This is a genomic window from Streptomyces boncukensis, assembly GCF_011045075.1.
Taxonomy (GTDB): domain Bacteria; phylum Actinomycetota; class Actinomycetes; order Streptomycetales; family Streptomycetaceae; genus Streptomyces; species Streptomyces boncukensis.
Map to the genome: position 1 here is coordinate 1 of NZ_JAAKZZ010000149.1, position 14,927 is coordinate 14,927.

Here is a 14,927-nt window from a genome sequence, read left to right on the forward strand (position 1 = left end):
ACCCCCGCCGACGAGACCGCCGCCTCCGCTTCCCTGGTGGGGGAGGAGTACGAGGTCGAGGTCGGCCCTGTCGCCCACGGCGGCCACTGCGTGGCCCGTACGAGTGAGCCGCCCGCCGTCGTCACCGGCGAGGCGGACGCCGCACGGCGCCCCTCGGACCCCGAGCACCCCGAGCAGCCCGCGGACCCCGAGCAGCCCTCGGGCCCCGGCGCCCCGGGACGGTCCCGGGTGCTCTTCGTCCGCCACGCGCTCCCCGGCGAGCGCGTCGTGGCCCGCGTCACCGAGGGACGGACGGACTCCCGCTTCCTGCGCGCCGACGCGGTGCGCGTCCTCGAACCGTCCAAGGACCGGATCCCGGCTCCCTGCCCGTACGCCGGACCCGGCCGCTGCGGCGGCTGCGACTGGCAGCACGCCAAGCCGGGCGCGCAGCGCCGGCTGAAGGCCGAGGTGCTCACCGAGCAGCTGCGGCGGCTCGCGGGCATGACCCCGCAGGACGTCACCTGGGACGGCACGGTCGAGCCGGCCCCCGGCGACAAGGTCGCGGCGGGCGAGGTCCCGGCCTGGCGCACCCGCGTCCGCTACGCGGTCGACGCGGAGGGCCGCGCCGGGCTCCGCCGCCACCGCTCCCACGAGGTGGAGCCCGTGGACCACTGCATGATCGCCGCACCGGAGATCACCGAGCTGGGCATCGAGGACCGCGACTGGCCGGGCATCGCCCGGATCGACGCGGCCGCCGCCGCGGGCTCGCACGACCGCCAGGTGGTCCTCACCCCGCGCCCGGAGGCCCGGCTGCCCCTCGTCGAGCTGAACCGCGAGGTCTCGGTCCTCCGCGCCGACGAGGAGACCGGCGCCCTGCACCGGGTGCACGGCCGCGACTTCGTCCGCGAGCGCGCCGACGGCCGCACCTGGCGAGTCGGCGCCGGCGGCTTCTGGCAGGTCCACCCGCGCGCGGCGGACGTGCTGGTCGACGCGGTGATGCGGGGCCTCACCCCGCGCAAGGGCGAGATGGCCCTGGACCTCTACTGCGGCGTCGGCCTCTTCGCGGGCGCCCTCGCCGACCGCGTCGGCGAACAGGGCGCGGTGCTCGGCATCGAGTCGGCCAAGCGCGCCGCCGAGGACGCCCGCCGCAACCTCGCCGACTTCCCCCGCGTCCGGATCGAGCACGGCAAGGTCGACCGCGTCCTGCCCCGCACCGGCATCGCCGAGGCCGACCTCGTCGTCCTCGACCCCCCGCGCACCGGCGCGGGCAAGGCCACGGTCGCCCGCGTCACCTCCCTGTCCCCGCGCCGCGTCGCCTACGTCGCCTGCGACCCGGCGGCCCTGGCCCGGGACCTCCGCTACTTCGCCGACAACGGCTACACGCCCCGCTTCCTGCGCGCCTTCGACCTCTTCCCGATGACGCACCACCTGGAGTGCGTCGCCATCCTGGAGCCGACAGCGAAGGGCTCCTGACCTGCGGTTTTGTACGTGCCTTTGATGTGCGGTGCGAGACGGTGCGCTGAACTGGCTGCACGGCGACGATCTGGTTCGCGTCACGCACCAGTGGCATGTGGCATGCCGGGACCTGGCTCCTCGCCGGACATGGTTCGCGCCGGTGCCAGCAGGGCGTGGGTGTGTACAACAGACGGTGGAACTGGATCATGGAGTGACACCGAATGACTGATGTTGGACCCGAGGTTGAGAACGAGTCGGCGCCGGACGCGGAGGCCGCCGCGACGCCGATGGTGGATGACCAGCTGGTCGGAATGCTGGTCGACCGGGCCCGTGTCGAAGGGGTGCAGCTGGCCGGAGAGGGCGGGTTGCTGCAACAGCTGACGAAGCGGGTGATCGAGTCGGCCTTGGACGGCGAGACTCTGGCTGCAGATCTTCACGGAACTCAAGAACCGCGGTCTGGACGACGCGCTGATACTGGTCTGCGACGGGCTCAAGGGCCTGCCCGACGCGGTGGAAGCGGTCTGGCCCCGCACCATCGTGCGGACCTGCGTCATCCACCTCATCCGCAATAACTTCCGCTACGCCTCCCGCGCCGGCTGGGACAAGCCCGCCAAGGACCTCGAGCCGGTCTGCACCGCACCGAGCGAGGACGCCGCCACCAGCCGGTTCCCGGACTTCTCCGAGACCTGGGTGGCAAGTACCCGGCGATCGTGAAGCTGCGGGAGGACGCCTGGGCGGAGAACGCGGCCGTTCCCGTCCTCCGACGTCGAGATACGCAAGGTCATCTGCTCAACGAACGCGATCGAGAGCGTCAACGCCCGCATACGCAAAGCCGTCCGCGCCCGTGGCCACTTCCCCAACGAACAGGCCGCCCTGAAATGCGTCTACATGGCGCTGATGTCCCTGGATCCCACCGGCAAGGGCCGCCGACGCCGGACGATGCGCTGGAAAGCGCCCCTGAACGCCTTCGAGATCGCCTTCGAAGGACGCCTCGCGGCAGCCCGCCGCTCACCCACGCAACCGCAGATCAACCGTCTACTGGACACACCCGCACCCGGCACCGGTCGGAACAGTAGACCGCCGCCTTCGACCGCTCGACTCCCACCGTCCACGACCGGCCGCACACCGGGCAGCCCCGCCTCCACACACCAGATCGTCCAGCCATACGCACCTCACGGCCAGAGATGAAAGACAGCTACCGGGGAACGGGCGGACGGGGGTTGGGCGTGGCTCCAGTGGGCCTGTGCGAGCAACTGGTGCAGGGGGGAGTCGGGTGTCCGGGGCACAGGTCCTCCTCGGTGCTGTTCTCCGGTGATCAGTCTGCGGGGTGTTCACAAGCGCACGAGGTTGCCGCAAGTGCAGCGTTCCGACGGCCGAGGGGTTCTTGGCGCGGCCCGCCGGCGGTGGTGGGCTGAGAACCACATACCCGTTCGCAGGCAGGTCTCATCGAGGCGGAGAGCCTGAAGCCCCGGGTTCCGGGTCGGCCGGCGCGGCCGGCACGGATGGCGCGGCTTCTTGCCCTGGCACGCGAGGATCACGATGACCGTATCCCTCTCCCGTCCGGCCACGGCCGCGAGCCTGGCCGCGGTGACCTCTCCGGAGGCGGTACGGGCCCTGCCCGCCGAGCGCCTGCCGATGGTGGCCGAGGAGATCCGCTCCTTCCTGGTGGAGAGGGTCTGTGCTGCGGGCGGGCATCTGGGGCCGAACCTGGGGGCGGTGGAGCTGACCCTCGCCCTGCACCGGGTCTTTGACTCCCCGCGGGACGCGCTGGTCTTCGACATCGGGCACCAGGGGTACGTCCACAAGCTGCTGACGGGCCGTGGGGAGGGGTTCGCGCGGCTGCGGCAGGCGGGTGGCCTGTCGGGCTATCCCTCGCGAGCGGAGTCGGGGCACGACCTCGTGGAGAACTCCCATGCCTCCACGGCCCTGTCGTACGCGGACGGGCTGGCCAAGGCCCGGCAACTGTCCGGCCAGTCGGAAAACCGGGCGGTGGTGGCGGTCATCGGGGACGGGGCGCTCACGGGGGGCCTGGCGTGGGAGGCGCTGAACAACCTGGGGGCGGCGCGAGAGCGGCCGGTGGTCGTAGTGGTCAACGACAACGGCCGTTCCTACGCCCCCACCACCGGGTCGCTCGCCGCCCACCTGGACATTCTCAAGCGGGGCGGGGGCGGCCAGGGGTGCCAGAACCTGTTCACCGAGCTGGGATTTGCCTACTTCGGGCCCGTCGACGGGCACAGCATCGGGGAGATGGAGGGAGTGCTGCGGCGGGCCCGGTCCTTGCAACGGCCGGTGGTGGTACACGTGCGCACCATCAAGGGCAAGGGGTACGGTCCGGCCGAGGGGGATGAGGCGGACTGTCTGCACGCGGTGGGCACCGTTGATCCGGCCACCGGGGCGCCGCCCGCCTCCGCGGGAGTGTCGGGGCCGTCGTGGACGTCGGTGTTCGGGGAGGCCCTGAAGGAACAGGCCACGCAGCGTGCGGACCTGGTGGCCGTCACCGCGTCCATGCTGCGGCCGACCGGCCTGCACGCCATGGCGGAGGCGTTCCCGGATCGGGTCTTTGATGTCGGGATCGCCGAGCAGCATGCCGTCACCAGTGCGGCGGGGCTGGCGATGGGCGGCCTTCACCCCGTGGTGGCCATCTACGCCACGTTCTTGAACCGGGCCTTCGACCAGGTGCTGATGGATGTGGCGCTGCACCGGCTACCGGTCACCTTCGTCCTGGACAGGGCCGGGGTCACCGGCCCCGACGGGCCGAGCCATCACGGCATGTGGGACCTGTCCGTGCTCTCGGCGGTGCCGCACCTGCGCTTCGCCGCCCCGCGGGATCCGGCCCGGCTGCGCGACCTGCTGCGCGAGGCTACGGACGTCGGGGACGGGCCCAGCGTGCTGCGCATCCCCAAGGGCCCGGCCGCGGATGGCATCGAGGCCGTGGCGCGGATGGACGGGATGGACATCTTGCACCGCGGCCTCCGTCACGCCCTGGACGTGCTGCTGGTGGCCGTCGGCCCCCTGGCCGCACCCGCCCTTGAGACGGCCCGTGCGCTGGAGCGCCAGGACGTGGGCACCACGGTGGTGGACCCGCGCTGGGTGCTGCCCGTCCATGAGGCGCTGCCCGCGCTGGCGGCCCGCCACCGCCTGGTGGTCACGGTGGAGGACGGTCTGCGCCACGGCGGGGTGGGGGCGGCCCTGGCACAGGCGTGCCGGGAGGCCGCCGTGGGCACCCCGGTGGTCCCCCTCGGCCTGCCCCGCGCTTTCCTCCCCCACGATTCGCGCAGCGCGCTGCTGGCCGGGGCGGGCCTGGACCACCACGGCATCCTGCACGCCGTGCGGCGTGCGCTCGCCCGGCAGCCCGGCACCTCACCCGCTCACCCCGTCTCCACCACACGCACCGGGAGGACGCAGTGACCGTCATCGACCTGGGCCTGTCCGCCCCTCCCGTTCAGACTCCGGTGCGCCGCCGCACCCGCCAACTCCGGGTCGGCGATGTCCCGGTGGGCGGCGGCACACCGGTCTCCGTGCAGACCATGACCACCACCAACACCGCCGACGTGGACGCCACGCTGCAGCAGATCGCCGCCGTGACGGCCGCGGGCTGTGACATCGTCCGCGTCGCCGTCCCCTCGGCCGACGACGCCGCGGCGCTGCCTGCCACCGTGGCCCGCTCGCCGATCCCGGTGATCGCCGACATCCACTTCCAGCCCCGCTACGTCTTTGCCGCCATCGACGCCGGATGCGCCGCCGTGCGGGTCAACCCCGGCAACATCAAGAAGTTCGATGACCGCGTCGGCGAGATCGCCCAGGCCGCCTCCGCTGCCCACGTGCCGATCCGCATCGGCGTCAACGCCGGCTCCCTGGATGCGCGGCTGCTGGCCAAGCACGGCTCGGCCACCCCCGAGGCGCTGGTGGAGTCCGCACTGTGGGAGTGCTCGTTGTTCGAGGAGCACGGCTTCACCGACCTGAAGATCGCCGTCAAGCACCACGACCCGATGACGATGGTCGCCGCCAACCGGCTGCTGGCCGAGCGCTGCGACTATCCCCTGCACCTGGGGGTGACCGAGGCCGGCCCCGCCTTCCAGGGTTCCATCAAGTCCGCGGTCGCCCTTGGCATCCTGCTCTCCGAAGGGATCGGCGACACCATCCGGGTCTCCGTCTCCGCACCCCCGGTGGAGCAGGTCAAGGCCGGCTGCCACATTCTCGCCTCCCTCGGGCTGCGGCCACGGAAGCTGGAGATCGTCTCCTGCCCCGGCTGCGGCCGCCTTCAGGTCGACATCCACCGCCTCGCCGACCGCGTCGAGGCCGCCTTCACCGGCTTCCCCCACCCCCTGCGCATCGCGGTGATGGGCTGCGTCGTCAACGGCCCCGGCGAATCCCGCGAAGCCGACCTCGGTGTTTCCTGCGGCAACGGCAAGGGCCAGATCTTCGCCCGCGGCCAAGTGGTGGCCACCGTCCCCGAATCGCAGATCATCGACCGGCTCCTTGAGGAGGCTCTGCGTCTGGCCGACGATGCCCCGGGGAACGGTGAGGAGGGCAGCGCACCGTGACCGCGTCCACGGCCTCCCAAGCCGCTTCCGCGCTGGATCTTCCGGGCATCCGGCACGCGGTGGACATCGCGCTGGAGGAGTTCCTGGGTCGCAAAGCCGACACGGCCGTCGACGGCCACCTGCCCAGCGAGATCACCGAGCTTCTGCACAACTTCCTGTTCGTCGGCGGCAAACGCCTACGCCCGTTGCTGTGCGTCATCGGATGGTACGCCGCAGAGGGCCGCGGCGACCTGCGTCCGGTGATTCGCGCGGCGGCATCGCTGGAGATGTTCCACGCCTTCGCCCTCATCCATGACGATGTCATGGACCGCTCCGCCACCCGGCGCGGACAGCCCACCGTCCACCGGCAGTTGGCCGCGCTCCACGGCGACGGCCGCAACCACCGGGAGGGCGAGCATCTGGGCGCCAGCGCGGCGGTCCTGGTCGGCGACCTGGCACTGGCCTGGTCCGATGAACTCCTCCATACCGCAGGGCTGAGCCGGGACCAGCTCGCCCGCGTGCGGCCGCTGGTCGACTCCATGCGCACCGAAGTGATGTACGGCCAGTACCTCGATCTGCTCACCACCGGCTTGTTGACCGGCAACGTGGTCTCGGCCCTTGAGGTGATCCGATACAAGACCGCCAAATACACCGTTGAGCGCCCCTTGCACATCGGCGCCGCCCTCGCCGGCGCCGACGCCACGGCCCTGGCCGTCTGCACCGCCTTCGCCCTGCCCCTGGGCGAAGGCTTCCAACTCCGCGACGACCTCCTTGGTGCCTTCGGCAAACCCGAGACAACCGGCAAGTCCCACTCGGACGACCTGCGCGAAGGCAAACACACCGTACTGATCGCCCTCGCCCTCCGGCATGCCGATTCGGACCAACACGCCGCCCTGCGCGCCCTGATCGGCAACCCCGCGCTGACCGACGACGACGCCGCCCGCATCCGCGGCATCCTCACCGCCACCGGCGCCCGCGACAGGGTCGAGCACATGATCCACACCTGCCTCCGCCAGGCCCGCCACACCCTCGACACCGCCCCCTTCCCACGCGCCGCGACCGACGCCCTGCGTTACATCGCCGACGCCGCCGCGACGAGGACCTCATGACCCACCAACGCCAAAGCCCCGACCGGCGCCGCCCCGCAAGCATATTTTTCCTTCCCAGGACTCCAACGCCACCGTAAGCCGACCATCAATTCATCAGGGAGTGAACCATGCGCGTCTATCCCGCCGAGGGCCTAGAATTTCCTGACTGGACTCCTCCCTACCCAGTGGCGATCAACCCGCATGTCGAGCAATGCAAGAAGTACTCAGAAGAATGGGCGCTACGCACCGGGCTCAGCACGACGCAGACCGCTCTAGAGCGGGGAAAAATATGCATGTACACAGAATGTGCTGCCTGGCTGTATCCCACCATCAGCCTCGAAGGGATGAAGATCGCATCGAAGTGGTCCTGGTGGATTTTCACTAATGACGACCTGTTCGATGAAGGAAATTCTGGAGTCTCTCCGACCAAAACCGACACCGTTACCCCCTCTCTCATCTCCGCTCTGTACGGGGACCCGCTACCGGATGACATCGAGCAGATCTACAGCTGTGTCGAGGAATTCATGCAGTGTCTTCGCGGCATGATGGAACCCCACTGGATCCAGCGCTTCGCCTGCGGCATGTCCGACTACGCCTACACCTTGTCCTGGGGTACGGCCAACCGCGTGCACCAGCGGTACCCGACGATAGAGGAGTACAAGAAGAGGCGACTGTACGACGGAGCGATGATACCCACCTACGACCTGGTTGAACTGGACGAGCAAGCGCAAATTCCACAGAGATTCCGGGAATCCCACTGGACAATCGAATTCCTCACCGAAGCAGCCAACCTCATCAACTGGGACAACGACATCCGATCCATCTTCAAAGAAAGCAATCACAACCATGTAAACAACATGGTGTATGTGGTGCAACATGAACGAGGCGGAACTCTCCAGGGCGCCGTGAACGCCACCCATGCCATGGTTCTCGAATGCTGCGACAATATTGCCCGCATGGAGAGTGAACTCCCCGCCGTGTGCCGCTCCTACCACCTCACTCCCGCCGAGACCGACAGGTGTCACTACTGGTTCAACCTCGTCCTAACCGCGATGGGAGGAGGCATCGCCTGGCAAAAAGCCAGCGGACGCTTCTCTCGCGATCAGGTTCAGGAATTCAACGCCGGGAGCGACCCGGCATACCTTGAGGACCATTTCCGAAGAGAGGGGTGCTAAACCTGGTTGTCGATTCTGCACCAGGCGCCCAGTATCTGCGCGAAGAGATGCGACGTGCACTGCAGCCAGACAGAGAAACATGCGAAGGACTCAAGGGGCACCGATGAACGAGGACAGGCACTCATGACCGCACGGCCCACCGCCATGGCGGAGGACTTGCACATACCACTGGCTCCCGGAGCCTGGCCGGTACTCGGCCATCTGGTGCCGGTGCTGCGGGATCCCCTCGCATTCTTGACCCATCTGCCCGAGGCAGGCAGTCTCGTGCGTATCCGCGTTGGCCCTGTAAACGCCATCGAGGTGTGTGATCCGGAACTGACCCGCCAGGTCCTGGTCGGCGACCGCGCCTTCGACAAGGGCGGGCCACTGTGGGATCGGGCCAGGGAGAGCATGGGCAACGGCCTCCCGACGTGCTTGCACGATGAACACCGGTCGCAGCGGCGCCTGATCCAGCCTGTCCTCGCTTCGGCTCGCCTGCCCGGATACGCATGCATCATGACCGGCCCGATCACAGAGATGACCGAATCCTGGACCGAATCCTGGCATGACGGTCAAGTGATCGATGCACGCACCGAAATGCTGACTCTCACGTCCAAGGTCCTGGTAGCGGCCATGTTCTCGGACGTTCTGTCTCCCGCCGGGGTACGGCAGGCAGTCAACGACCTCAACGCCATCGTGTACTGCGTTCACCGGCGCATGCTCATGCCGGACTCGCTGGCCAGGCTGCCCATTCTGGGCAACCGACGCTACCAGCGCGCCCTGGCCCGGTTCCGGTCCAGGTGTGACGCCATCATCGCTGACCGCCGCACCAACAACACAGGAAACTCCGGGGACTTGCTATCCCAGCCTCTCGCTGTACGCGACGACGGTACCCGTGGGCACGGTGCCGGCGGCGACAGCCTGACCGACAGCGAGATCACCGATCAGATCACGACGTTCTTCGCGGCCGGGACCGAGACCGTCGCCACCACCCTGGCGTGGGCCCTGCACCTGCTCATCCAGCACCCTGACATCGCCGACCGGCCGCGCACCGAGGCCGACGCCGTTCTCGGCGGCCGCCCCGCCGCCTACGCCGACCTGCCGTACTTGAAGCTGACCGGCCGCATCGTCACCGAGACCCTCCGTCTCCGGCCGCCAATCTGGTTCTTCACCCAAGTCGTCACCGCCGACACACGGATCGGCGGCCATCGGCTCCCGGCCGGCGCTACGGTCATCCTCAGCCCCTACCTCATCCACCGCCGCAGCGACGTGTATCCCGACCCCGGCCAGAATGCGCGCCCTGCTCCAGCGGGCACCTTGAACCCCCGCGGACTGACCCTGCGCGCAGTCAAGAGGACTCCATCCGGCCAAGCCGTACAGCCCGGCTGGGAGCAGCGCACGAGGGCTCCGAGGTATCTCGAAGGTCCTCACCGGCCGCGTCGGCCGGTGAAGGCGGCGGGTCTGTCATGGACGCGGGTGTTGGCACGCATGTCAGCGCAGGTTCGACACACCGTTCCATCTTCCTCGCACCGCCGAGGCCCTGGCCGCAGAAGCCTTGTGTCTTGCCGCAGGGCCAGGGGAACCGCCCGTGCCCCGGCGCCCGCCCCGTCAGCGCGAGCCACTCCAGGAACAGACCCCGCCCCGGACACCATCGACCGCATGCTGCACACCCTCGACGACAGTCACAGGGAGTGACGATGAAGAGCCCGAGCCCGATCCCCACCGCGCCTGGAGCACTCCCACTGCTGGGCCATGTCGTGCCACTGCTGCGTGACCCTCTCGGGTTCCTTACACGCCTGCCCGAGTACGGCGATGTCGTACAGGTCCGGATCGGCCCAGTGCCAGTGATCGTGGTCTGCGACCCCGCTCTTACACGCCACGTCCTCCTCCACGACCAAACCTTCGACAAGGGCGGCCCAGTTATCGAGCGCGTGCGGGAATTTCTCGGCAACGGTCTAGCCACCTGCCAGTACAGCGAGCACCGGCATCAGCGGCGCCTGCTCCAGCCGGCCTTCCTTCCTGCCCGGATCCCCGGCTACACAAAGATCATCACTGCCCGATCTGCGGAAATGACCAACTCCTGGCAGGACGGACAGGCCCTCAACGTACTCGCCGCAATGCAGGAACTGATGGCCCGGATCACGGCCGACACCCTGTTCTCGGCCACGATGCCCTCTGCCGTGCTCAACCAATGCCTCAACGACCTCAACACCATCTTCAAGGGCCTTACCTTGAGGTTGCTCGCACCACCGCCGCTGGACCGACTGCCAACTCCCGGTAACCGCCACTACCACCAGGCGCGGGCCCGTCTTCGGCACACTCTCAGCCGCGTCATCACGGATTACCGGTCCGCCGGCACCGACCACGGCGATCTGCTGTCGGCGCTGCTGGCGGCCTGCGGCACCGGCACCGCCGGACACGTCCTCACCGACGCCGAGATCAGCGATCAGATCATGACGTTCTTCTTCGGCGGATCGGGGACGACCGGGGCCACCCTGGCGTGGGCACTGTACGTGCTGGGGCACCATCCCGACGTCGAGGCACGGCTGCACGCCGAAGCCGACGCCATCCTCGACGGCCGCCCAGCCACCCACGCCGATCTGCCCCATCTGGAGCTGACCGACCGCATCATCACCGAGACCCTGCGCCTGTGGCCCCCCGGCCTGTGCTTCACCCGCACCTGCACCGCCGATACCCGACTGGGCCCGTACCCGATCCTTGCCGGGTCCACCCTCGCCTACAGCGCCTACCTCCTCCATCGCCGAGGTGACCTGTATCCCGACCCCGAACGCTTCGACCCCGACCGATGGGTGCCCGGCAATCCCAGCCTGCCCCGGCGTGAAGCATTCACCGCCTTCGGAGGCGGAGCCCGCCGATGCATCGGCGACCGGTTAGGCATCGCCGAGGCGGTGCTCGTCCTGGCCACCATCGCCGCCCGCTGGCGACTGGAACCCCTCCCCGGTGCGCGCTTCCGCCCCACCATCGGCGGCAACACCCTGACCGTCGGCGGTTTGCGGATGAGCGTCGTCGCCCGCAAGACCGCGGATGGTCCGGGGCAGGCAGACACCGACCGGAAAGACCCGCTCAGCCACGGTGAAGTGCCCCGAGCCCGCCCGACACGCATCCCCGCTCCCGAGCCGTTGGAGGAGATATGAACCGCACCGCCTGCGGACGCCGTCTGTACACAATCGCTCCGGCACACGTCACCATCCATCCATAGGGGATCAGATGCGTCAGAGGAAAACTAACCTGACCGCCGACAATCAGATGCTCCCGAGGAGGTGAAAGCAGGTGGATTTAACCGTCAAAGCCGGTGAACATCAGGGTTTGAATCGCGAGCAGTGGTATCTGCGATGGACTGCTATATTCGGCCTCGCCCCCTTGCCTCTGCTGGTGCTTCCGCTCTCCCTCGGCAAGTTCCCGTACCCGGCAAACAACGCCGATGGGCAGGAGAAACTGAATTACATCCTGCCTCATTACCGCGGCGAAGTAGGAGTGATCTGCTGGCTGGGCCTCACGGTGGCGCTGATGATGTTCAGCATCCTGCTGGCCTTCGCGTATATCACCCGGGCAAGGAGGGTAACGGCGAGTGGGGTCATCCTCATCGCCAGCGCGTCGACCTTTGCTGCGATGAATTTGATCGTCTCAGCGGCCTACGCGGCACTACCTCTGCTGAGTCGGGGAAAACCAGCCTTCGGCACTGGCCCTGCCGACTACACGCTGGTCACGTTCGGATGGGTCACCTCGAATTTGACCTACCTCATGAGCGCTCCCATGATGGGGATGATGTGGGCCGCCATCGCCGTGGCTAACCGCACCCACCCTCTCCTGCCCCGCGGGCTCGGTGGATGGTGTGCAGTCCTCATTGCCGTGAACGCAAACCTCTGGCTCGCGTCCCTCTTCGTCCGCACCGGAAACTGGTCGCCAGGATCGGCTCTGCAAGTTGTTGCCCAGATGGGCCCAATCCTGGTCTGGACCACGGCAGTATCGGTATTCCTCCTCGCCAGGGGGATTCCCAAGGAATCAACGGAAACCCGCTCAGTTGCGGATATCTGATCGAGGTTCCCCCGAATGACTTTGCTGGCCGATTCACAGGGGCGGGGTGAGGGAATGGTGGAGGCGGGTGAGCCGCACGGTCCACGCTTCCCGCGGGTGCTGTCACGCTGTGCGACTGAAGATCATCGATTACGCCTGGGCGTGGACTGCGTCTTCTACGTGAGGCGTTCGTAGGAGGTCTGGCCGCCGAGGCCGCCGTGAGGACGATGGTAGTTGTAGTAGTCCTCCCACTCGCGCAGTTTGTCGTTGCCCTTGTCGAGCACGTGCCAGTGGAAGGCGGACTGGAACCCGGCGCCGTTGTCCGTCTGAATGACCTCGAACTGGAACGGCAGGCGCTGGATGACGTAGTCGAGGAACTGGATCGCGGTGAACTGGAAGTACTTGCTGCGGCCGCCGCAGCGGCCCTGGGGTATCGAGGCGAGGGGCCCGATGAACTTCACGTCGATCTGCACCCGGTGGCCGGGCAGTTGCTTCTCGTACCGCTTCCAGCGGCGGTCGTGGCGCTGGTACCGCTTGAGGCGCATCGCGATCTTCTCGGGCCCGAGGTGGTCGTTCTGCCGCAGATAGATGATCTTCCCCACTACCTCGACGCGGGTGGCGTTGGGGCTGTGCTTCGGTGCCCTCGATCGAGCGGGTCCGCAGACCCTCGACGCCCTCGGCCTGATAGCGGCGGTACCAGCCGTAGTACGCCTGCCGGCTGATCCCGAAGTACACGGTCCAGAGGGAGTGTCTTCGGCATGTGGATCTCCTGGTGATCAGAGACCCAGGTGTCAACGATGAACGTCAGCTCTAGAGTCAGGCGATGTCCGCGGTTGAGTCGCTCCACTGGGGCAACAGGTCGGGAAGGTCAGTGAAGCCGCTGCTCGGGAGGGGGATGACGCACAGGGGCAGGAAGGAGATTCCCGCCCAGGCGGCGGACCGCAGGTGTGGTTGACGGGTCATGCCGTGTCTTCTGCTCGCCGCAAGGCGATGGGGCGAGAGCTCAGGTGGCGGAGGTGTCCGGGACCGGTTCGGGACGCAGGGGTGCGGAGCCTGGGGGGTAGAACTGGCGTGCCCAGTGCCGGTATTCGCCGATAGGGCCGTCCCCACCGTTGAGCTTGGGGTGGGGAAGGTACTGCTTGTGGTGCCACATAGCGAAGTCTGACTGCAAGTCCTTGGCGGCCCAGGGGACCATGAGGGCGCTGACACCGTGCGCGAGACGCCGGTCGAGGGCCGCTGGCAGCCGTGTGCCGCCGCACCGGACTGAGGTTGCTGCGGTCCACAGGCGGAACCGCCAGGGACCGGTAGGGGTGGCCAGGACCCAGTAGGTGGTGCGGAAGCCGAAACGGGAAAGGTCGAAGAGCGCGTGGAAGCCCCCCAGACCGATATGGGTCATCTCGAAGGGATGAACGACAGTGGTGCCGAGGAGCGGCAGCTTGCGGCCGGCGCGCGCGGAGACGGATGCCAGGGAGCCGTCGGTGGTGAACGGGACGAGTACCTCGAACGGGGTGAAGCCGTGGAGCTGAGGACCGTGCCCGTAGTCGATGACGTTCTCGGTGACCTCCTGGGGATGGCCGGCGAGGTCGATGGCCCAGCACACCGGTGGGTGGCTGCCGACAGTGGACAGCTGGGGAAGCTCCCATGTGGGTGGGGCGTTGTCGTGGTGGTGCCAGGCCCAGACGATGCCGTATTTCTCCTGGACGGGCAGGAGGGCGAGGGAAGCGGTTCTGGGGGGCGTGCCGTAGGGGGTGTGGATGCAGGTGCCGTCGGGGCCGAAGGCGAAGCCGTGGAAGGGGCAGACGAGGTTCTCCCCGTCCACAGTGCCGCCGACGCCGAGGTGGGCACCCAGGTGGGGACAGTAGGGGCGGGTGGCGCGCAGGGTGCCGCGTCGGGTGCGGTACACCACGATCTCCTGGTCCATGAGGGGCCGGGTCCGGACCCGGCCCAGGGCCCATTCGCGGGAGAAGCCCACGCAGAACCAGCCGTTGGGGTAGGGCAGCGCAGGTGGCAGGGCCTGGTCAGCGGAGCGGGCCGAATCGGCGGTGCGCGGCCCGGTGTACGTGCGGAAACGCATCGCGGCCTCCTAGGAGCGGCGGTGGGTGTGGCCGGTGGCAGTGTGGCTCTTCCGGCCGGGAACCCGGGGCTTCAGGCTCTCCGCCTCGATGAGACCTGCCTGCGAACGGGTATGTGGTTCTCAGCCCACCACCGCCGGCGGGCCGCGCCAAGAACCCCTCGGCCGTCGGCGCGCTGCACTTGCGGCAATCTCGTGCGCTTGTGAACACCCCGCAGGCTGATCACCGGAGAACAGCACCGAGGAGGACCTGTGCCCCGGACACCCGACTCCCCCCTGCACCAGTTGCTCGCACAGGCCCACTGGAGCCACGCCCAACTCGCCGCCGCCATCCGGGCCGTGGCCGCGGAAAACGGGCAGGACCTGGCCTGCGACCGCTCGGCGGTGGCGCGCTGGGTCCACGGCACCCGCCCCCGTCCGCCCGTTCCCCAGTACCTGCTCGAAGCCCTCGGACGGCGACTGGGACGGCCCGTCACCGCACAGGAGGCCGGACTGAGCCAAGCCCCCGCGACCGCCCTGGACGCCTCCTGGGACGCCGACCCGCTGCGCAATCTCACCCGCCTTGCCCGCAGCGAACTCACCCCCCACCAAGGAGCGTTAGCCGCTGCGGGCGCCTACCACC

General features: G+C 68.5%; 9 protein-coding genes and 3 pseudogenes. 10 read left to right on the forward strand and 2 right to left on the reverse strand.

Going from position 1 to position 14,927, the window contains the following annotated elements:
* Nucleotides 1-36: 36 nt before the first annotated feature.
* The 9 genes and pseudogenes from G5C65_RS16280 to G5C65_RS16320 all read left to right on the forward strand — a co-directional run bounded on the left by G5C65_RS16280 (nucleotide 37) and on the right by G5C65_RS16320 (nucleotide 12,255).
* The gene (locus G5C65_RS16280; RefSeq protein WP_165299572.1) at nucleotides 37-1,452 is read left to right on the forward strand and encodes a class I SAM-dependent RNA methyltransferase; all 1,416 of its coding nucleotides are present in this window, start codon (nucleotides 37-39) and stop codon (nucleotides 1,450-1,452) included.
* 456 nt (nucleotides 1,453-1,908) lie between these two features.
* Nucleotides 1,909-2,622, forward strand: a pseudogene (locus tag G5C65_RS16285) (transposase).
* 351 nt (nucleotides 2,623-2,973) lie between these two features.
* Nucleotides 2,974-4,842, forward strand: a complete 1,869-nt coding sequence (locus tag G5C65_RS16290; RefSeq protein WP_165299565.1) for a 1-deoxy-D-xylulose-5-phosphate synthase — start codon at nucleotides 2,974-2,976, stop codon at nucleotides 4,840-4,842.
* Entirely contained in the window at nucleotides 4,839-5,978 is a 1,140-nt protein-coding gene (gene ispG, locus G5C65_RS16295) for a flavodoxin-dependent (E)-4-hydroxy-3-methylbut-2-enyl-diphosphate synthase (protein WP_165299566.1), read from the forward strand. The genes G5C65_RS16290 and ispG overlap by 4 nt, the downstream gene beginning before the upstream one ends.
* Complete coding sequence (locus tag G5C65_RS16300; protein ID WP_165299567.1) at nucleotides 5,975-7,066, forward strand: polyprenyl synthetase family protein; 1,092 nt, start codon at nucleotides 5,975-5,977, stop codon at nucleotides 7,064-7,066. The genes ispG and G5C65_RS16300 overlap by 4 nt, the downstream gene beginning before the upstream one ends.
* Before the next feature lie 107 nt (nucleotides 7,067-7,173).
* Nucleotides 7,174-8,220, forward strand: coding sequence for a terpene synthase family protein (locus G5C65_RS16305; protein WP_165299568.1), 1,047 nt, complete (start codon nucleotides 7,174-7,176; stop codon nucleotides 8,218-8,220).
* Nucleotides 8,221-8,343: 123 nt separating this feature from the next.
* Entirely contained in the window at nucleotides 8,344-9,894 is a 1,551-nt protein-coding gene (locus tag G5C65_RS16310; RefSeq protein ID WP_241265834.1) for a cytochrome P450, read from the forward strand.
* Between the two features lie 2 nt (nucleotides 9,895-9,896).
* Nucleotides 9,897-11,354, forward strand: coding sequence for a cytochrome P450 (locus tag G5C65_RS16315; RefSeq protein WP_165299569.1), 1,458 nt, complete (start codon nucleotides 9,897-9,899; stop codon nucleotides 11,352-11,354).
* Nucleotides 11,355-11,490: 136 nt separating this feature from the next.
* On the forward strand, nucleotides 11,491-12,255 hold the full coding sequence (locus G5C65_RS16320; protein ID WP_165299570.1) for a hypothetical protein: 765 nt from the start codon (nucleotides 11,491-11,493) through the stop codon (nucleotides 12,253-12,255).
* Nucleotides 12,256-12,410: 155 nt separating this feature from the next.
* Here G5C65_RS16320 and G5C65_RS16325 read toward each other — a convergent pair.
* A pseudogene (locus G5C65_RS16325) lies at nucleotides 12,411-12,966 on the reverse strand (helix-turn-helix domain-containing protein); the annotation flags it as partial.
* A 271-nt stretch (nucleotides 12,967-13,237) separates the two neighbouring features.
* The gene (locus tag G5C65_RS16330) at nucleotides 13,238-14,308 is read right to left on the reverse strand and encodes a Rieske 2Fe-2S domain-containing protein (protein ID WP_165299571.1); all 1,071 of its coding nucleotides are present in this window, start codon (nucleotides 14,306-14,308) and stop codon (nucleotides 13,238-13,240) included.
* Nucleotides 14,309-14,557: 249 nt separating this feature from the next.
* Here G5C65_RS16330 and G5C65_RS16335 point away from each other — a divergent pair.
* Nucleotides 14,558-14,927, forward strand: a pseudogene (locus G5C65_RS16335) (hypothetical protein); the annotation flags it as partial.